The following is a 21207-nucleotide window of genomic DNA, read 5'->3' as shown; positions in this document are numbered from 1 at the left end:
CCAGAGTATGCGCTGTTGGCGAAAGGCAGGAAAGAGCCGGGGCCGCTACGCGGCCCCGGGTCCATCAGTTGTCCTTGTTGTGAATGATGATGGTCGGGTCAGCACCGCTGATCAACGAATTGATCGTGGTGTTGGACCAGTTCACCCCTTCCAGCTTGATGGTCACATCGGCATTTGCCAGGCCACCGGCGGCGTTGAGCTTGCCTTCGCTGCTGACCTGCAGCGTCGTCGTGCCGTCCACCGTAGTGAGCTTCAGGTAATTGTCGATGGTGCTGCCTTTCTCACCCTGCAGCAGATCGCTCAAGTCGATCTTGTCCTTGTCGCTCAGCTTGAAGTCCTTGATGACGTCGTTGCCGAAGTCGCCAGCCTTCCAAACGAAGGTGTCGGCACCGCTGCCACCGATCAGGATATCGTCGCCGTGGCCACCGATGAGGGTGTCATTGCCACTACCGCCCAGCAGGATGTCGTTACCTCTGCCACCATCGAGGGTGTCGTTACCACCTTGGCCGAAGAGGATATCGTTGCCGTTGCCGCCGGACAGAATGTCATTGCCGTCTTTGGCACCGGAGATATCGAACTCGGTGTAGTGCTCGGTGATGTACTGGTGGACATTGCTGGTGGTGACGGAGCTGACCTCGACACCGCTCTTCTGCGCAACGTAGGTCTGCAGGGCCTGGTAGCCCTCGCTGACAACGCCGTTGAGGGTGATCAAGTCACCGAAGATGATGTCGTTGCCGTTGCCACCGTCGATGGTGTCGGCACCTGGCACCGTTGCTTCGGAGTGGCCAAGAATCGCCTTCGCCAAGTCGGACGGATCGATGTTGGTCTGTGGCTTGCCAGCGCTGTCGTAAGGTTTCAGGTCGTTCAGCGTGACATCGCTGTTCAGGCCGATGGCCTGCACCTTACTCAAGCCGTTGGTGCCGCCCAGCACTGCGAAACTCGCAGTGGAACCCGCCGCCGAATCCACGTAGTTCCAGTAGTCGGCGTAGCCAGTACCACCCAGGCTGGAGAATTCATAGGTGCCATCCCCCTGTGCATGCAAGGTGCCAACCGTCTTGGTGGAGTCATACACCAACTCGCCTTTTTTCTCGGTGTAGGTCAGCACTTTGACTACGCCACTGCTACTGATCTCGACCTTGTGAGTGCTGTCGGCCCAGGCACTGAAGGTATCGCCCATCTTGTAGTTGTTGACGTTGACCACATCATCCAGGTTCTTGCCATTCTTCCACAGGCTAGGGTTGGTGGACTCCCCGCTCTGGTAATAGGTTGGCTTACCGTCGGTGATGAAGTAGGTCAGGTTCTCCGCACCTTTGTTGCTGGTGGCCATGGTGCTGTTGAAGAAGTTGGACGTGGTCTTGAACGCGTCTTCATAGTTGGTGCCGCCACCGTAGTAGCCACCCACCATCGAGTTCAATACCGCCTGCAGCTTGCTCAAGGCATCAGGGTCGGCAAGGTTGACCGCCACGTTCTTGTTCACCTGGGTATCGAAGTCCACCAGGAAGATGTTCACGGTACCGGAGGTGTCGGAACCCAGGCTGGCCTTGAGCGAATTGAACACCGAGGCCAACTGCGTCTTCGCATCGGCAATCGACTTGTCACTCATACTGCCCGAGCTGTCGACCATGAAGGCAATGTTGTAGTTCTTGCCCTGCACCACGTTCAGGCCCGACACGTCGGCGACGATGATGTCGTTGCCTTCGCTGCCGATCATGGTGTCATTGCCCGTGGTACCCACGCTGGCCTTGTAGGTCGCAGCGTATACCGTCACCGGGATGTTGCCGGTGGTGATGGCTGACCCGCCCAGGCTTTCGGTGGCCGTCGAGGTGACAGTGATGTCGAACGAGCCTTTGTAGTAGGCCGGCGGCGTGAGGGTCAACCCGCTGAGTTTCCAGCCAGTCACATCGACCGGGGTGCTGCCTACTGTGACGGTATGGCCTGCACCGTCACTCAGCACGGTACCTTTCGGAATACCGCTGAGGGTCACGTTCAGGGTTTCGGAGCCATCGGTATCGGTCAGGGCGGTGGTAATGCCGACCAGTTTCACCGAGCCACCTTCCGGCCCTTCGTTGAGTTTGTAGCCGTCGTAGTAGCTCTGACCATTGACGGTATGCAGGTCGGACACGCCCAGGCCAGCGTTGGCCATCTCGGTCACGTTCTGGTACATCTTGACGTTCGAGCTGCTCAGGTCGGTGACAGCACCCGAGCCTACCTGGATGTTCAGGTCATAGCTGCCTGGACCAGACTGGTTGGCATGGTAGACCTCGATCGGGTAGTAGCCGCTGGTGTTCGGAGTGAAGGTGCCCGAAACCTGGCCACCCGCGCCCCAGGTGGCCGTGACCACAGTCTTGCCACCGATGGTGACCACGAAGCTGTCGTCAGCCGTACCGCTGAAGGTGTAGGTCTTGCCGGCTTCCAGGTAGATCAGGCCCGACGTTTTCGAGCCGGTGCCAGCGGTGACGCTGCCATCGGACTGCACATTGGTGGTGGTGCTACTGGAGTTGGCATTGCCAGAGTTGGCAAATACTGCCTTCAGGTCCTCGCCGGTTATGCCATTGCCGCCCGTACCCAGGCCTTTGAGGCTGGTCCAGACTTCCTTGGTCAGGCCTTTGGAGTCGATATCCGCACTGCCGAAGCTCAGGGTCGGTTTATCGGCAACCGGGCTGATGTCGACCTTCATGGTCACTTCGCTGCCCAGGTTGGTGCCATCGTTCGGCTTGAACTTGAACTGCGCGTAGTCAGCCTGTTGGTTACCTACACCATTACCACCGTAGTTGTCCGCACCCGACTGGTTGAGGGCCGGGACGAACTTGAGGTTATTGGCAGTAATGTCAGCCTGGCTGATCACCTGGTTGACGGCCACATTCACCCACGCAGTACCGTTGAAGAACTGCAGGCTGCCAGCGGCCGGGAGTGAGGTAATGGTCACGAACAGGCCAGTGTTGCCATCGGCATCAGTGACTTTGAAATCGCTCCAGGCGAACACGTAGTCGGTGTCCTCCACGCCAAATACCGCACCGCCAGGCGAAACAGGCAGGTGGTCGTTGTCGAGGATAGTGGTCGTCACGCTCGACTTGCTGCTATCGACCTGCAGGTTCTCGAAGTTGCCACCGGTGGCAGTTTCGATTTTCACCACGAAGTTCTCGGTACCTTCGACCAGCTTGTCGTCGATGGTAGCGATGTTGAACGTCGTACCGGTGCTGTTGGCCGGGATCTTCACGGTGGTGACACCGCTGAAGTCCTCACCGTTTTTGGCGGTGCCGCTGTAGCTGAGGGTGATGGTGACTTCGGCCTTGGACGCGTTGCTCAGGGTCAGCGTGTACTGGCCGGTTTCGCCTTCGGTCAGCGAAGAGGTGCCAGTGATGCCAACTGTGGTGACGTCGCCCTGGTTGCCGGTACCCGGAGTACCCGAACCTGGCTCGTCGGTGACGCTGGTCGTGACCGAAGTCTTGTCCAGGGTCAGCTTCTCGAACTTGTCCACATCCGTCCCACTGACCGTAGCAATCGACTTGATCACAGGGTCGTTGGCACCGACGTAGACGTTGTCCGGGGCAATCACGGTGGCAGTGCCCACGGTACCGTTGGCCGGCACGGTGATGGTGGTCTTGCCATCGCTCAGCGTGAAAGTCAGCGCCGAGTGGTTGTTGATCGGCAGGCCGTCTTTATTGGTCAGCGTCACGGTGTAGGTGATCACGCCGCCTTCGGTGACCGATGGGGTCGCGGTCAGTTTCGCGATCACTTCGTCGGTGGTGTCGGTGACACTGACCTTCGCCGCGTCGCCCAGTTGCAGGTTCTCGAACGGACGGTTGCCGATGTCGGCGGCCGACTTGATGCCCAGGCTGATTTCACCGGCATCTTTGTAGACGTCGTCGCCCTGCGCCGCGTGCTCGTACTTGACGCTGGTGTCGCCGGCTTTGATGGTGACCTGAGCGTTGTTGCTCAGGGTCACGACCAAGTCGTTGGCCAGCGCTTGGTTGATGTGCACGGTGAACGTCGGTTTGACGTTCTCGGCCACCGAGGCTTGGTCGGCGGTGATGGTGACCTTGACCAGGTCGCCCTGGTTGTTGTCGCCAGGCACACCCGAGCCAGGCTCGTCGGTTACCGAGGTGCTGACCGAGCTCTTGTCCAGGGTCAGCTTCTCGAACTTGTCCACATCAACGCCGCTGACCGTGGCGATCGCTTTGACGATCGCTGGGTTGGTGCCGACGTAGACGTTGTCCGGGGCGGTGACCGTGGCGGTGCCAGAAGTACCGTTGGCTGGGATGGTGATGGTGGTTTTGCCATCGTCCAGGGTAAAGGTCAGCGCTGCGTGCTTGTCGATCGGCAGGCCGTCTTTGTTGGTCAGCGTCACGGTGTAGGTGATCACGCCGCCTTCGGTGACCGATGGAGTCGCGGTCAGTTTCGCGATCACTTCGTCGGTGGTGTCGGTGACATCCACTTTCGCCGCGCCGCCCAACTCCAGGTTCTCGAAGGTGCGGCCGTCGACGTCCACAGCCGACTTGATGCCGAGGCTGATTTCGCCGCTGTCCAGGTAGACGTCATCACCTTGCGCTGCGTGCTCGTACTTGACACTGGTGTCGCCCGCTTTGATGGTGACCGTGGCGTTGTTGCTCAGGGTCACGACCAGGTCGTGGTCCAGTGGCTGGTTGACGTGCACGGTGAACGTCGGTTTGACGTTCTCGGCGACCGAGGCTTGGTCGGCGGTGATGGTGACCTTGACCAGGTCGCCCTCGTTGGTGCCGCCTGGGTTGCCTGGGGTACCTGGCTCGTCGGTAACGGTGGTTTTGACCTCGGTTTTATCCAGGGTCAGTTTCTCGAACTTGTCGACATCCACGCCTTCAACAGTCGCGATCGATTTGATCACAGGGTCGTTGGTACCGGTGTAGACGTTGTCCGGCGCGATGACCGTGACCGAACCGGTGGTGCCGTTGGCCGGCACGGTGATGACGGTCTTGCCGTCGCTCAGCGTGAAGGTCAGCGCGCCGTGGTTGTTGATCAACAGACCGTCTTTGTTGGTCAGCGTGATGGTGTAGGTGATCTCGCCGCCTTCGGTGACCGAAGGCGTAGCGGTCAACTTGGCCACGACCTCGTCAGTGGTGTCGGTGACATCTACCTTCGCAGCGCCGCCCAACTCCAGGTTCTCGAAGGTGCGACCGTCGATATCCACAGCCGACTTGATGCCGAGGCTGATTTCGCCGCTGTCCAGGTAGACGTCATCGCCTTGCGCTGCGTGCTCGTACTTGACGCTGGTGTCGCCCGCTTTGATGGTGACCGTGGCGTTGTTGCTCAGGGTCACGACCAGGTCGTGGTCCAGTGGCTGATTGACGTGCACGGTGAACGTCGGTTTGACGTTCTCGGCGACCGAGGTTTGGTCGGCGGTGATAGTGACTTTGACCAAGTCGCCTTCGTTGGTGCCGCCTGGGTTGCCTGGGGTACCTGGCTCGTCGGTAACGGTGGTTTTGACCTCGGTTTTATCCAGGGTCAGCTTCTCGAACTTGTCGACATCCACGCCTTCAACGGTCGCGATCGATTTGATCACAGGGTCGTTGGTGCCGGTGTAGACGTTGTCCGGCGCGATGACCGTGACCGAACCGGTGGTGCCGTTGGCCGGCACGGTGATGACAGTCTTGCCGTCGCTCAGCGTGAAGGTCAGCGCGCCGTGGTTGTTGATCAGCAGGCCATCTTTGTTGGTCAGCGTGATGGTGTAGGTGATCTCGCCGCCTTCGGTGACCGAAGGCGTAGCGGTCAACTTGGCCACGACTTCGTCAGTGGTGTCGGTGACATCTACCTTCGCAGCGCCGCCCAACTCCAGGTTCTCGAAGGTGCGACCGTCGATATCCACCGCCGACTTGATGCCGAGGCTGATTTCGCCGCTGTCCAGATAAACGTCATCGCCCTGCGCCGCGTGTTCGTACTTGACGCTGGTGTCGCCGGCTTTGATGGTGACCTGAGCATTGTTGCTCAGGGTCACGACCAGGTCGTGATCCAACGGCTGGTTGACGTGCACGGTGAACGTCGGTTTGACGTTCTCGGCGACCGAGGCTTGGTCGGCGGTGATGGTGACCTTGACCAGGTCGCCCTCGTTGGTGCCGCCTGGGTTGCCTGGGGTACCTGGCTCGTCGGTAACGGTGGTTTTGACCTCGGTTTTATCCAGGGTCAGTTTCTCGAACTTGTCGACATCCACGCCTTCAACAGTCGCGATCGATTTGATCACAGGGTCGTTGGTGCCGGTGTAGACGTTGTCCGGCGCGATGACCGTGACCGAACCGGTGGTGCCGTTGGCCGGCACGGTGATGACGGTCTTGCCGTCGCTCAGCGTGAAGGTCAGCGCGCCGTGGTTGTTGATCAGCAGGCCATCTTTGTTGGTCAGCGTGATGGTGTAGGTGATCTCGCCGCCTTCGGTGACCGATGGAGTCGCGGTCAGTTTCGCGATCACTTCGTCGGTGGTGTCGGTGACATCCACTTTCGCCGCGCCGCCCAGCTCCAGGTTCTCGAAGGTACGGCCATCGACGTCCACCGCCGACTTGATGCCGAGGCTGATTTCGCCGCTGTCCAGGTAGACGTCATCGCCTTGCGCCGCGTGTTCGTACTTGACGCTGGTGTCGCCGGCTTTGATGGTGACCTGAGCATTGTTGCTCAGGGTCACGACCAGGTCGTGGTCCAGTGGCTGGTTGACGTGCACGGTGAAGGTCGGTTTGACGTTCTCGGCGACCGAGGCTTGGTCGGCGGTGATGGTGACCTTGACCAGGTCGCCTTCGTTGGTGCCGCCTGGGTTGCCTGGGGTACCTGGCTCGTCGGTAACGGTGGTCTTGACCTCGGTTTTATCCAGGGTCAGTTTCTCGAACTTGTCGACATCCACGCCTTCAACGGTCGCGATCGATTTGATCACAGGGTCGTTGGTGCCGGTGTAGACGTTGTCCGGCGCGATGACCGTGACCGAACCGGTGGTGCCGTTGGCCGGCACGGTGATGACAGTCTTGCCGTCGCTCAGCGTGAAGGTCAGCGCGCCGTGGTTATTGATCAGCAGGCCATCTTTGTTGGTCAGCGTGATGGTGTAGGTGATCTCGCCGCCTTCGGTGACCGAAGGCGTAGCGGTCAACTTGGCCACGACTTCGTCAGTGGTGTCGGTGACATCTACCTTCGCAGCGCCGCCCAACTCCAGGTTCTCGAAGGTGCGACCGTCGATATCCACAGCCGACTTGATGCCGAGGCTGATTTCGCCGCTGTCCAGATAAACGTCATCGCCCTGCGCCGCGTGCTCGTACTTGACGCTGGTGTCGCCGGCTTTGATGGTGACCGTGGCGTTGTTGCTCAGGGTCACGACCAGGTCGTGGTCCAGTGGCTGGTTGACGTGCACGGTGAACGTCGGTTTGACGTTTTCGGCCACCGAGGTTTGGTCGGCGGTGATGGTGACCTTGACCAGGTCGCCTTCGTTGGTGCCGCCTGGGTTGCCTGGGGTACCTGGCTCGTCGGTAACGGTGGTTTTGACCTCGGTTTTATCCAGGGTCAACTTCTCGAACTTGTCGACATCCACGCCTTCAACAGTTGCGATCGACTTGACGATCGGGTCGTTGGCACCAACGTAGACGTTGTCCGGTGCAGCCACGGTGACCGAACCGGTGGTGCCGTTGGCCGGCACGGTGATGACGGTTTTGCCGTCGCTCAGCGTGAAGGTCAGGGCGCCGTGGTTGTTGATCAGCAGGCCATCTTTGTTGGTCAGCGTGATGGTGTAGGTGATCTCGCCGCCTTCGGTGACCGAAGGCGTAGCGGTCAACTTGGCCACGACTTCGTCAGTGGTGTCGGTGACATCTACCTTCGCAGCGCCGCCCAACTCCAGGTTCTCGAAGGTGCGACCGTCGATATCCACAGCCGACTTGATGCCGAGGCTGATTTCGCCGCTGTCCAGATAAACGTCATCGCCCTGCGCCGCGTGCTCGTACTTGACGCTGGTGTCGCCGGCTTTGATGGTGACCGTGGCGTTGTTGCTCAGGGTCACGACCAGGTCGTGGTCCAGTGGCTGGTTGACGTGCACGGTGAACGTCGGTTTGACGTTTTCGGCCACCGAGGTTTGGTCGGCGGTGATGGTGACCTTGACCAGGTCGCCTTCGTTGGTGCCGCCTGGGTTGCCTGGGGTACCTGGCTCGTCGGTAACGGTGGTTTTGACCTCGGTTTTATCCAGGGTCAACTTCTCGAACTTGTCGACATCCACGCCTTCAACAGTTGCGATCGACTTGACGATCGGGTCGTTGGCACCAACGTAGACGTTGTCCGGTGCAGCCACGGTGACCGAACCGGTGGTGCCGTTGGCCGGCACGGTGATGACGGTTTTGCCGTCGCTCAGCGTGAAGGTCAGGGCGCCGTGGTTGTTGATCAGCAGGCCATCTTTGTTGGTCAGCGTGATGGTGTAGGTGATCTCGCCGCCTTCGGTGACCGAAGGCGTAGCGGTCAACTTGGCCACGACTTCGTCAGTGGTGTCGGTGACATCTACCTTCGCAGCGCCGCCCAACTCCAGGTTCTCGAAGGTGCGACCGTCGATATCCACAGCCGACTTGATGCCGAGGCTGATTTCGCCGCTGTCCAGATAAACGTCATCGCCCTGCGCCGCGTGCTCGTACTTGACGCTGGTGTCGCCGGCTTTGATGGTGACCGTGGCGTTGTTGCTCAGGGTCACGACCAGGTCGTGGTCCAGTGGCTGGTTGACGTGCACGGTGAACGTCGGTTTGACGTTTTCGGCCACCGAGGTTTGGTCGGCGGTGATGGTGACCTTGACCAGGTCGCCTTCGTTGCCGGAGTACCTGGCTCGTCAGTGACAGTGGTCTTGACCTCGGTTTTATCCAGGGTCAGTTTCTCGAACTTGTCGACATCCGCGCCTTCAACGGTTGCGATCGACTTGACGATCGGGTCGTTGGCACCAACGTAGACGTTGTCCGGTGCAGCCACGGTGACCGAACCGGTGGTGCCGTTGGCCGGCACGGTGATGACGGTTTTGCCGTCGCTCAGCGTGAAGGTCAGGGCGCCGTGGTTGTTGATCAGCAGGCCATCTTTGTTGGTCAGCGTGATGGTGTAGGTGATCTCGCCGCCTTCGGTCACGGACTCGGTGGCCGTCAGTTTCGCGATCACTTCGTCGGTGGTGTCGGTGACATCGACTTTCGCCGCGCCGCCCAACTCCAGGTTCTCGAAGGTGCGACCGTCGACGTCCACAGCCGACTTGATGCCGAGGCTGATTTCGCCGCTGTCCAGATAAACGTCATCGCCCTGCGCCGCGTGCTCGTACTTGACGCTGGTGTCGCCGGCTTTGATGGTGACCGTGGCGTTGTTGCTCAGGGTCACGACCAGGTCGTGATCCAGTGGCTGGTTGACGTGCACGGTGAAGGTCGGTTTGACGTTCTCGGCGACCGAAGTTTGGTCGGCGGTGATGGTGACCTTGACCAGGTCGCCTTCGTTGCCCCTGAGTACCTGGCTCGTCGGTAACAGTGGTCTTGACCTCGGTTTTATCCAGGGTCAGCTTCTCGAACTTATCGACATCCGCGCCTTCAACGGTCGCGATCGATTTGATCACAGGGTCGTTGGTGCCGGTGTAGACGTTGTCCGGCGCGATGACCGTGACCGAACCGGTGGTGCCGTTGGCCGGCACGGTGATGACAGTCTTGCCGTCGCTCAGCGTGAAGGTCAGCGCGCCGTGGTTGTTGATCAGCAGGCCATCTTTGTTGGTCAGCGTGATGGTGTAGGTGATCTCGCCGCCTTCGGTGACCGAAGGCGTAGCGGTCAACTTGGCCACGACTTCGTCAGTGGTGTCGGTGACATCTACCTTCGCAGCGCCGCCCAACTCCAGGTTCTCGAAGGTGCGACCGTCGATATCCACCGCCGACTTGATGCCGAGGCTGATTTCGCCGCTGTCCAGATAAACGTCATCGCCCTGCGCCGCGTGTTCGTACTTGACGCTGGTGTCGCCGGCTTTGATGGTGACCTGGCATTGTTGCTCAGGGTCACGACCAGGTCGTGATCCAACGGCTGGTTGACGTGCACGGTGAACGTCGGTTTGACGTTCTCGGCGACCGAGGTTTGGTCGGCGGTGATGGTGACCTTGACCAGGTCGCCCTCGTTGGTGCCGCCTGGGTTGCCTGGGGTACCTGGCTCGTCGGTAACGGTGGTTTTGACCTCGGTTTTATCCAGGGTCAGTTTCTCGAACTTGTCGACATCCACGCCTTCAACAGTTGCGATCGATTTGATCATCAGGGTCGTTGGTGCCGGTGTAGACGTTGTCCGGTGCAGCCACCGTGACCGAACCGGTGGTGCCGTTGGCCGGCACGGTGATGACGGTCTTGCCGTCGCTCAGCGTGAAGGTCAGGGCGCCGTGGTTGTTGATCAGCAGGCCATCTTTGTTGGTCAGCGTGATGGTGTAGGTGATCTCGCCGCCTTCGGTGACCGAAGGCGTCGCGGTCAACTTTCGCCATCACTTCGTCAGTGGTGTCGGTGACATCTACCTTCGCAGCGCCGCCCAACTCCAGGTTCTCGAAGGTGCGACCATCGACGTCCACAGCCGACTTGATGCCGAGGCTGATTTCGCCGCTGTCCAGGTAAACGTCATCGCCCTGCGCCGCGTGCTCGTACTTGACGCTGGTGTCGCCGGCTTTGATGGTGACCGTGGCGTTGTTGCTCAGGGTCACGACCAGGTCGTGGTCCAGTGGCTGGTTGACGTGCACGGTGAACGTCGGTTTGACGTTTTCGGCCACCGAGGTTTGGTCGGCGGTGATGGTGACCTTGACCAGGTCGCCTTCGTTGGTGCCGCCTGGGTTACCTGGCTGGCTCGTCAGTGACAGTGGTCTTGACCTCGGTTTTATCCAGGGTCAGTTTCTCGAACTTGTCGACATCCGCGCCTTCAACGGTTGCGATCGACTTGACGATCGGGTCGTTGGCACCGGTGTAGACGTTGTCCGGTGCAGCCACGGTGACCGAACCGGTGGTGCCGTTGGCCGGCACGGTGATGACGGTTTTGCCGTCGCTCAGCGTGAAGGTCAGGGCGCCGTGGTTGTTGATCAGCAGGCCATCTTTGTTGGTCAGGGTGATGGTGTAGGTGATCTCGCCGCCTTCGGTGACCGAAGGCGTAGCGGTCAACTTGGCCACGACTTCGTCGGTGGTGTCGGTGACGTCGACTTTCGCCGCGCCGCCCAGCTCCAGGTTCTCGAAGGTGCGACCGTCGATATCCACAGCCGACTTGATGCCGAGGCTGATTTCGCCGCTGTCCAGATAAACGTCATCGCCCTGCGCTGCGTGCTCGTACTTGACGCTGGTGTCGCCGGCTTTGATGGTGACCGTGGCGTTGTTGCTCAGGGTCACGACCAGGTCGTGATCCAGCGGCTGGTTGACGTGCACGGTGAACGTCGGTTTGACGTTCTCGGCCACCGAAGTTTGGTCGGCGGTGATAGTGACTTTGACCAGGTCGCCTTCGTTGGTGCCGCCCGGGTTGCCTGGATTGCCCGGAGTGCCAGGTTCGTCGGTAATAGTGGTCTTGACCTCGGTTTTATCCAGGGTCAACTTCTCGAACTTGTCGACATCCGCGCCTTCAACGGTTGCGATCGACTTGACGATCGGGTCGTTGGCACCAACGTAGACGTTGTCCGGGCGGTGACCGTGGCGGTGCCAGAAGTACCGTTGGCTGGGATGGTGATGGTGGTTTTGCCATCGTCCAGGGTAAAGGTCAGCGCTGCGTGCTTGTCGATCGGCAGGCCGTCTTTGTTGGTCAGCGTCACGGTGTAGGTGATCACGCCGCCTTCGGTGACCGATGGAGTCGCGGTCAGTTTCGCGATCACTTCGTCGGTGGTGTCGGTGACATCCACTTTCGCCGCGCCGCCCAGCTCCAGGTTCTCGAAGGTGCGGCCGTCGACGTCCACCGCCGACTTGATGCCGAGGCTGATTTCGCCGCTGTCCAGGTAGACGTCATCACCTTGCGCCGCGTGCTCGTACTTGACGCTGGTGTCGCCGGCTTTGATGGTGACCGTGGCGTTGTTGCTCAGGGTCACGACCAGGTCGTGGTCCAACGGCTGGTTGACGTGCACGGTGAAGGTCGGTTTGACGTTCTCGGCGACCGAGGCTTGGTCGGCGGTGATGGTGACCTTGACCAGGTCGCCTTCGTTGGTGCCGCCTGGGTTGCCTGGGGTACCTGGCTCGTCGGTAACGGTGGTTTTGACCTCGGTTTTATCCAGGGTCAACTTCTCGAACTTGTCGACATCCGCGCCTTCAACGGTTGCGATCGACTTGACGATCGGGTCGTTGGCACCAACGTAGACGTTGTCCGGTGCAGCCACGGTGACCGAACCGGTGGTGCCATTGGCCGGTACGGTGATGACGGTCTTGCCGTCGCTCAGCGTGAAGGTCAGCGCGCCGTGGTTGTTGATCAGCAGACCGTCTTTGTTGGTCAGGGTGATGGTGTAGGTGATCTCGCCGCCTTCGGTCACGGACTCGGTGGCCGTCAGTTTCGCGATCACTTCGTCGGTGGTGTCGGTGACGTCGACTTTCGCAGCGCCGCCCAACTCCAGGTTCTCGAAGGTGCGACCGTCGATATCCACAGCCGACTTGATGCCGAGGCTGATTTCGCCGCTGTCCAGATAAACGTCATCGCCCTGCGCCGCGTGCTCGTACTTGACGCTGGTGTCGCCGGCTTTGATGGTGACCTGAGCATTGTTGCTCAGGGTCACGACCAGGTCGTGGTCCAGCGGCTGGTTGACGTGCACGGTGAAGGTCGGTTTGACGTTCTCGGCCACCGAGGCTTGGTCGGCGGTGATAGTGACTTTGACCAAGTCGCCTTCGTTGCCCGGAGTGCCTGGCTCGTCGGTTACCTGGGTGCTGACCTCGGTCTTGTCCAAGTTCAGGTTTTCGAACTTCCACGCATCTGCACCGCTGACCGCGTCAATGGCATTGACCACTGGCGGGTTAGCGCCGACATAGACGTTATCCGGCGCGATTACAGTGGCGGAACCTGTGGTGCTGTTGGCTGCGACGACGACAGTCGTACCATCGGTCAGCTTGAAGTACAGCTCCGAGTGGTTGTTGATCGGCAGGCCGTCTTTGTTGGTCAGCGTGATGGTGTAAGTGATCTCGCCGCCTTCGGTGACCGAAGGCGTTGCGGTCAGCTTGGCTACCACTTCGTCGATGGTGTCGGTCACTTTGACCGAAGCATCACCACCCAACTGCAGGTTCTCGAAGGTAGCGCCCGTGGCGTCCACCGCCGACTTGATGCCCAGGCTGATTTCGCCAGCGTCTTGGTAGACGTCGTCACCTTGTGCAGCGTGCTCGTACGGCGCACTGGTCTCCCCAGCCTTGATGGTGACCGTGGCATTGTTGCTCAGGGTCACGACCAGGTCGTGATCCAGCGGCTGATTGACGTGTACGGTGAAGGTCGGCTTCACGTTCTCGGCGACCGATACCTGGTCAGCCGTAATGGTGACCTTAACGATATCGCCTTCGTTGCCTGGCGTACCTGGCTCATCAGTGACCTGGGTGCTGACCGGAGTCTTGTCCAGGTTCAGGTTTTCGAACTTCCACGCATCTGCACCGCTGACCGCATCGATGGCGTTGACCACTGGCGGGTTAGCGCCGACATAGACGTTATCCGGCGCGATTGCAGTGGCGGAACCGGTGGTGCTGTTGGCTGCGACGACGACAGTCGTACCATCGGTCAGCTTGAAGTACAGCTCCGAGTGGTTGTTGATCGGCAGGCCGTCTTTGTTGGTCAGGGTGATGGTGTAAGTGATCTCGCCGCCTTCGGTGACCGAAGGCGTGGCGGTCAGTTTGGCTACCACTTCGTCGATGGTGTCGGTCACTTTGACCGAAGCATCACCACCCAACTGCAGGTTCTCGAAGGTAGCGCCCGTGGCGTCCACCGCCGACTTGATGCCCAGGCTGATTTCGCCAGCGTCTTGGTAGACGTCGTCACCTTGTGCAGCGTGCTCGTACGGCGCACTGGTTTCGCCCGCCTTGATGGTGACCTGGGCATTGTTGCTCAGGGTCACGACCAGGTCGTGATCCAGCGGCTGATTGACGTGCACGGTGAAGGTCGGCTTCACGTTCTCGGCGACCGATACCTGGTCAGCCGTAATGGTGACCTTAACGATATCGCCTTCGTTGCCTGGCGTACCTGGCTCATCAGTGACCTGGGTGCTGACCGGAGTCTTGTCCAGGTTCAGGTTTTCGAACTTCCACGCATCTGCACCGCTGACCGCATCGATGGCGTTGACCACTGGCTGGTTAGCGCCGACATAGACGTTATCCGGCGCGATTGCAGTGGCGGAACCGGTGGTGCTGTTGGCTGCGACAACGACCGTGGTGCCATCGGTCAGCTTGAAGTACAGCTCCGAGTGGTTGTTGATCGGCAGGCCGTCTTTGTTGGTCAGGGTGATGGTGTAAGTGATCTCGCCGCCTTCGGTGACCGAAGGCGTGGCGGTCAGTTTGGCCACGACTTCGTCGAGGGTGTCGGTCACCTGAACCGAAGCATCGCCGCCCAGTTGCAGGTTTTCGAAGGTACGGCCATCGACATCCACGGCCGACTTGATGCCGAGGGTGATTTCGCCGCTGTCCAGATAGACGTCATCGCCCTGTGCCGCGTGCTCGTAAGGCGCGCTGGTCTCGCCAGCCTTGATGGTGACCTGGGCATTGTTGCTCAGGGTCACGACCAGGTCGTGCGCCAGGGCGGTGTTGATGTGAACGGTGAAGGTCGGCTTGACGTTCTCGGCCACCGAAGCCTGATCGGCTGTAATAGTGACCTTGACCAAATCGCCTTCGTTGCCCGGAGTACCCGGTTCGTCGGTGACGGTGGTGCTGACCTGGGTTTTATCCAGGGTCAGTTGCTCGAACTTGTCGACGTCTGCGCCTTCAACGGTGGCGATGGACTTCACGACGGGGTCATTAGCACCGACATAGACGTTGTCAGGCGCGGTGACGGTGACCGAAGCCGTGGTGCCGTTGGCCGGGATGGTGATGACGGTAGTGCCGTCGCTCAACGTGAAGGTCAGGGCGCCGTGGTTGTTGATCGGCAGACCGTCTTTGTTGGTCAGGGTGATGGTGTAGGTGATCTCACCGCCTTCGGTGACCGAAGGCGTAGCGGTCAGCTTGGCCACGACTTCGTCGGTGGTGTCGGTCACCTGAACCGAAGCATCGCCGCCCAGTTGCAGGTTTTCGAAGGTACGGCCATCGACATCCACCGCCGACTTGATACCCAGGCTGATCTCGCCCGAGTCTTTGTAGACGTCGTCGCCCTGTGCATCGTGGGTGTACGGCGCGCTGGTTTCGCCCGCCTTGATGGTGACCTGAGCATTGTTGCTCAGGGTCACGACCAGGTCGTGCGCCAGGGCGGTGTTGATGTGAACGGTGAAGGTCGGTTTGACGTTCTCGGCCACCGAGGTTTGGTCGGCGGTGATAGTGACTTTGACCAAGTCGCCTTCGTTGCCCGGAGTGCCTGGCTCGTCGGTTACCTGGGTGCTGACCTCGGTCTTGTCCAAGTTCAGGTTTTCGAACTTCCACGCATCTGCACCGCTGACTGCGTCAATGGCATTGACCACTGGCGGGTTAGCGCCGACATAGACGTTATCCGGCGCGATTACAGTGGCGGAACCTGTGGTGCTGTTGGCTGCGACGACGACAGTCGTACCATCGGTCAGCTTGAAGTACAGCTCCGAGTGGTTGTTGATCGGCAGACCGTCTTTGTTGGTCAGCGTGATGGTGTAGGTGATCTCGCCGCCTTCGGTGACCGAAGGCGTTGCGGTCAGCTTGGCTACCACTTCGTCGATGGTGTCGGTCACTTTGACCGAAGCATCACCACCCAACTGCAGGTTCTCGAAGGTAGCGCCCGTGGCGTCCACCGCCGACTTGATGCCCAGGCTGATTTCGCCAGCGTCTTGGTAGACGTCGTCACCTTGTGCCGCGTGCTCGTACGGCGCGCTGGTCTCGCCCGCCTTGATGGTGACCTGGGCATTGTTGCTCAGGGTCACGACCAGGTCGTGATCCAGCGGCTGATTGACGTGCACGGTGAAGGTCGGCTTCACGTTCTCGGCGACCGATACCTGGTCAGCCGTAATGGTGACCTTAACGATATCGCCTTCGTTGCCTGGCGTACCTGGCTCGTCAGTGACCTGGGTGCTGACCGGAGTCTTGTCCAGGTTCAGGTTTTCGAACTTCCACGCATCTGCACCGCTGACCGCATCGATGGCGTTGACCACTGGCTGGTTAGCACCGACATAGACGTTATCCGGCGCGATTACGGTGGCGGAACCGGTGGTGCTGTTGGCTGCGACGACGACCGTGGTGCCATCGGTCAGCTTGAAGTACAGCTCCGAGTGGTTGTTGATCGGCAGACCGTCTTTGTTGGTCAGGGTGATGGTGTAAGTGATCTCGCCACCTTCGGTCACCGAAGGCGTGGCGGTCAGTTTGGCCACGACTTCGTCGAGGGTGTCGGTCACTTGAACCGAAGCATCACCGCCCAATTGCAGGTTTTCGAAGGTACGGCCGTCGATATCCACAGCCGACTTGATGCCGAGGCTGATTTCACCGCTGTCCAGGTAGACGTCATCGCCCTGTGCCGCGTGTTCGTAAGGCGCGCTGGTCTCGCCAGCCTTGATGGTGACCTGGGCATTGTTGCTCAGGGTCACGACCAGGTCGTGGTCCAGTGGCTGATTGATGTGCACGGTGAAGGTCGGTTTGACGTTTTCAGCCACCGAAGCTTGATCGGCCGTGATGGTGACCTTGACCAGATCACCTTCGTTGCTGCCGCCTGGGTTGCCTGGAGTACCAGGCTCGTCAGTGACGGTAGTGCTGACCGGGGTCTTGTCCAGGGTCAGCTGTTCGAACTTGCCGACGTCGGCGCCGACAACGGTCGCGATCGACTGCACCACTGGGGGGTTGCTGCCGACGTAGACGTTGTCCGGGGCAGTCACGGTGATCGAACCGGTGGTGCTGTTGGCCGGCACGGTGATGACGGTCTTGCCGTCGCTCAACGTGAACGTCAGGGCGCCGTGGTTGTTGATCGGCAAGCCGTCTTTGTTGGTCAGCGTGATGGTGTAAGTGATCTCGCCGCCCTCGGTCACCGAAGGCGTGGCGGTCAGCTTGGCCACAACCTCACTGATGGTGTCCGAAATTTCAACAGTGGCCGGGCCACCCAAGGCCAGCTTCTCGAAGGTGGCACCCGGAACTGTAGCGTCGGTAACGCTGAGGGTGATGGAGCCGGCGTCGTGATAGACGTCATCGCCCTGAGCCGGAGTCTTGTACTCGACTTCGGTCTTGCCAGCTTCGATCGTCACTGTGTCGCCGTTCGACAGGGTTACGGTCAACGGACGGTCCAGCGCCTGGCTTACTTTCACCGTAAAGGAAGGTTGCTGGTCTTCGGTCACATTGCCATTGCTGACGATGCTTACGGTAACAGTGTCGATGCTGTCATTGATGACAGTCGAGGCTGGGGTCGGGTTCGGCGTCAACTGCTCGAAGTTACCGCCCGTGGCGTTCTCGATGGTGACACTGACAGTCGAACCGTTGTTGTAGACGTCGTTCGCCGGGGTCTGGAAGTCGACACTGCCCTGGGTCTTGCCTGCTTCAACGGTGATGGTCTGGCCGTTGGACAGGGTCACGGTTACCGGAGTCTGGGCAGGGTTGCTCAGGGTCACGGTGTAGGTGATCACGCCGCCTTCGGTCACGCTAGGCGACGCAGTCAGGGTCGCGGTAGTGGTGTCGACCGAATCGTTGATCGTGGTCTGAGCCGGGGTCGGATTCGGGGTCAGCTGCTCGAAGTTACCGCCCGTGGCGTTCTCGATGGTGACGCTGACGGTCGAGCCGTTGTTGTAGACGTCGTTGGCCGGGGTCTGGAAGTCGACACTGCCCTGGGTCTTGCCCGCTTCAACGGTGATGGTCTGGCCGTTGGACAGGGTCACGGTTACCGGAGTCTGGGCAGGGTTGCTCAGGGTCACGGTGTAGGTGATCACGCCACCTTCGGTCACCGACGGGTTCGCAGTCAGGGTCGCGGTAGTGGTGTCGACCGAATCGTTGATCGTGGTCTGAGCCGGGGTCGGATTCGGGGTCAGCTGCTCGAAGTTACCGCCCGTGGCGTTCTCGATGGTGACACTGACGGTCGAGCCGTTGTTGTAGACGTCGTTCGCCGGGGTCTGGAAGTCGACACTGCCCTGGGTCTTGCCCGCTTCAACGGTGATGGTCTGGCCGTTGGACAGGGTCACGGTTACCGGAGTCTGGGCAGGGTTGCTCAGGGTCACGGTGTAGGTGATCACGCCACCTTCGGTCACCGACGGGTTCGCCGTCAGGGTCGCGGTAGTGGTGTCGACCGAATCGTTGATCGTGGTCTGAGCCGGGGTCGGATTCGGGGTCAGCTGCTCGAAGTTACCGCCCGTGGCGGTCTCGATGGTGACGCTGACGGTCGAGCCGTTGTTGTAGACGTCGTTCGCCGGGGTCTGGAAGTCGACGCTGCCCTGGGTCTTGCCTGCTTCAACGGTGATGGTCTGGCCGTTGGACAGGGTCACGGTTACCGGAGTCTGAGCAGGGTTACTCAGGGTCACGGTGTAGGTGATCACGCCACCTTCGGTCACCGACGGGTTCGCCGTCAGGGTCGCGGTAGTGGTGTCGACCGAATCGTTGATCGTGGTCTGAGCCGGGGTCGGATTCGGGGTCAGCTGCTCGAAGTTGCCGCCCGTGGCGGTCTCGATGGTGACGCTGACGGTCGAGCCGTTGTTGTAGACGTCGTTGGCCGGGGTCTGGAAGTCGACACTGCCCTGGGTCTTGCCTGCTTCAACGGTGATGGTCTGGCCGTTGGACAGGGTCACGGTTACCGGAGTCTGGGCAGGGTTGCTCAGGGTCACGGTGTAGGTGATCACGCCACCTTCGGTCACCGACGGGTTCGCCGTCAGGGTCGCGGTAGTGGTGTCGACCGAATCGTTGATCGTGGTCTGAGCCGGGGTCGGATTCGGGGTCAGCTGCTCGAAGTTACCGCCCGTGGCGTTCTCGATGGTGACGCTGACGGTCGAGCCGTTGTTGTAGACGTCGTTCGCCGGGGTCTGGAAGTCGACACTGCCCTGGGTCTTGCCCGCTTCAACGGTGATGGTTTGGCCGTTGGACAGGGTCACGGTTACCGGAGTCTGGGCAGGGTTGCTCAGGGTCACGGTGTAGGTGATCACGCCGCCTTCGGTCACCGACGGGTTCGCCGTCAGGGTCGCGGTAGTGGTGTCGACCGAATCGTTGATCGTGGTCTGAGCCGGGGTCGGATTCGGGGTCAGCTGCTCGAAGTTACCGCCCGTGGCGTTCTCGATGGTGACACTGACGGTCGAGCCGTTGTTGTAGACGTCGTTCGCCGGGGTCTGGAAGTCGACGCTGCCCTGGGTCTTGCCTGCTTCAACGGTGATGGTCTGGCCGTTGGACAGGGTCACGGTTACCGGAGTCTGGGCAGGGTTGCTCAGGGTCACGGTATAGGTGATCACGCCACCTTCGGTCACGCTAGGCGACGCAGTCAGGGTAGCCGTGGTGGTGTCGATGGTATCCGTCACCTGGGTAACCGCAGGCGTTTGCGGCAATGTTACCGTCAGCCCGCCACCACCGGTGCTACCTGTCACGGTCGCCGAAATCTGGCCACCGTCGATATATGGGGTGTCATTTGCCGGGACCACGACATTGACGCTACCGCTGGTCTGCCCGGCCGGAATGACGATCACAGCACCATTGGACAGGGTAACGACCAGGTTGGTGGTCGGTGCCTGGCCAACCGTGGCGGTATAAACGATTACGCCACCCGCCTCGCTGATCGAAGGGGTAGCGCCAAGAATCAGGTCCGTAGCAACGTTGGTGTCCGTCGTCGGTGGGATCACCAGGTTGTTGCCGTTGGTGTCCAGCAGGCCCACTTCCTCGCTATCGAGCGCAGCGGCAAAGCCCAAGCCGTCAGTCGGGAAGCCAACCGTCGGGTCGACCCGGCCCGCCGTTTCTTCGAGCATCACGAAGCTATGACCACCGCCCAGCGCACCACCACCGCCCGCTGCCGACGGGCCAGCTGCGGTAGCTTCAAGCTCTGTAGTCGGGTCGACACCCGCAGCAATCGCCTGCTGCAGCTCTTCCACCGACGGCGCAGCCTGGGCAGTCGCCTGGCTCAGATCGGTGCTGCTGTCAGGTGCTTCAGCGCTCCATTGGCTATCGCGACCCAGATCGAGCAGACGGCCATCAGCCAGTTCCAGAGTAACCGCGCCACCAGGACCAGTGAGCACTTCTTCACCGGTCAATAGACGGTCACCCTCGATGAGTACACGCCGGATGCCCTCTGGGGATACCGCAATAACCTGGCCGACAATACTTTTGACGATGGCTACAACGCTGCTCATTGGACTCTCCGTGTGACCCGATGGGGTACTTCCCTGCCAGAGCGGCGCTTGCTAGCCACTTCAGGCGGAACTATGTAGATGATCTCTTGACGTTTTTTGACGTCAATATTCCGTCTATAACTATTTGGAATTGCTTAACTGCCAAACTATTGACCTTATACATGCCATCCTAAACAATCGGCAATGTAATGTCACATTGATATTTGTACCTTAGCCAAGCGTTTCTCAAGGACAAATGTCGTACATCATCTAAAGCCTGTTTATCCCTCGATCCAGGTACTTATTTACACACCTGGGCCGCCATGGATGATGCGGCGAGGCCATCGTTCATCGGGCGCGGTCAGTGTTATTGGCGTCAACATTCAAACCACTGTCAATCGCCCCGGCACTGCATGTCCATAAAGCACAAACCTTGCCGGGTTGCGGCTTGCCAGCGGACTGAAAGCAGGTTGAATCGCGAATGCGTTGCACGCTCAAGCCGCACAGGTTTTCAATTGTGCATACACCACGAGCAGCGAATTGTCGCAAATCAAAGAGATGCTGCACGGGTGCGCCAATACTGCCGCCCCACTCATGGGAAACCGCTTGCGATTATCGAACGCTGACGGCCCAGGGATCTGCTTTCTATAGATGAATTTTGACTAACAAGTTACAACCAAACGCCAATTAACCAGCGCCTGTTTACTGACAATGACTAAGCTGGATATCGAAGCCCCTGCCGCCGCAGGCTGGATGGCAGGCTATGCTGCAACTTGGCGCCAAGCCTAATGGCTGGATCAAAAATGAAACATTCATAGCGCCGCTACGTCTGGTAAAAATGAAGCACCTAGAATTGTTTACTCAACACCGATTCAGGGCG

General features: G+C 60.0%; 1 pseudogene. It reads right to left on the bottom strand.

The annotated features are described in order from the left end of the window. Positions 1–64: 64 nt before the first annotated feature. A pseudogene (locus AB5975_10870) lies at positions 65–20348 on the bottom strand (retention module-containing protein). Positions 20349–21207 lie beyond the last annotated feature (859 nt).

It is taken from the genome of Pseudomonas putida (genome assembly GCA_041071465.1).
Classification (GTDB): Bacteria; Pseudomonadota; Gammaproteobacteria; order Pseudomonadales; family Pseudomonadaceae; genus Aquipseudomonas; species Aquipseudomonas putida_P.
This window is presented reverse-complemented; position numbering and strand designations above follow the sequence as displayed.